We start from the raw sequence: 269 nt of genomic DNA, 5'->3' as shown, positions 1-269 counted from the left end.
CCTCTCTGAACGTGGGCGTGGTGACCATGGGTGACGACAGCGCAGAGATCATCTGCCTGATCCGTTCCCTGATCGACAGCGGCAAAGAGTACGTTGTGAGCATGCTGGAATCTCTGGGCACCCTGGCCGGTGCGAAAACGTCTGCAAAAGGCAGCTACCCGGGCTGGCAGCCGGATGCAAGTTCTCCGGTCATGGCACTGGTGCGTGAAACTTATCAGCGACTGTTCAACAGCACCCCGAACATTCAGGTTATTCACGCGGGTCTGGAG

General features: G+C 58.0%; 1 pseudogene. It reads left to right on the top strand.

What is annotated here, in order from left to right:
• A pseudogene (locus tag RTW80_RS29405) lies at positions 1-269 on the top strand (cytosol nonspecific dipeptidase); the annotation flags it as partial.

Source organism: Escherichia sp. AM3 (assembly GCF_032029835.1).
Classification (GTDB): Bacteria; Pseudomonadota; Gammaproteobacteria; order Enterobacterales; family Enterobacteriaceae; genus Escherichia; species Escherichia coli.
Note: the sequence above shows the minus strand (reverse complement) of the source record. Positions and strands in the feature narration are given on the sequence as shown.